Below are 518 nucleotides of genomic sequence, written 5' to 3'. Positions count from 1 at the left end.
AGCACGTTAAGGCCGATGCCACCCAGACCGAAGATGATGACATTGTCGCCGGGCGCGACTTTCGCCGTGTTCACCACCGCGCCGACGCCCGTCGTCACGCCGCAGCCGATGTAGCAGCTTGTCTTGAACGGCGCGTCTTCGCGGATCTTGGCTACCGCGATTTCCGGCAGGACCGTGAAGTTGGAGAAGGTCGAGCAGCCCATATAATGATAGATGGGCTGGCCTTTGTAGCTGAAGCGCGTGGTGCCATCCGGCATCAGCCCCTTGCCCTGCGTCGCGCGGATCGCGGTGCACAGGTTGGTCTTGCCCGAAAGGCAGCTTTTACACTGACGGCATTCGGGCGTGTAAAGAGGGATGACATGATCGCCGGGCTTGACCGATGTGACACCAGTACCGACTTCGCGCACGATGCCTGCGCCTTCATGCCCAAGGATCGAAGGGAAGATGCCTTCGCTGTCAAGACCGTCCAACGTATAGGCGTCGGTGTGGCAGATGCCTGTCGCCATGATCTCGACCAG

General features: G+C 60.4%; 1 protein-coding gene. It reads right to left on the bottom strand.

Features of this window, described 5'->3' with window-relative positions; translation table 11 throughout:
• A partial coding sequence (locus tag LQ220_RS24840; protein WP_230190633.1) for an alcohol dehydrogenase catalytic domain-containing protein occupies positions 1 to 518 on the bottom strand: 518 nt, incomplete at both ends.

It is taken from the genome of Sphingobium sp. CECT 9361, from assembly GCF_918741285.1.
Classification (GTDB): Bacteria; Pseudomonadota; Alphaproteobacteria; order Sphingomonadales; family Sphingomonadaceae; genus Sphingobium.
The sequence above is the reverse complement of the archived record's forward strand: the minus strand, read 5'-3'. Positions and strand labels throughout refer to the sequence as shown.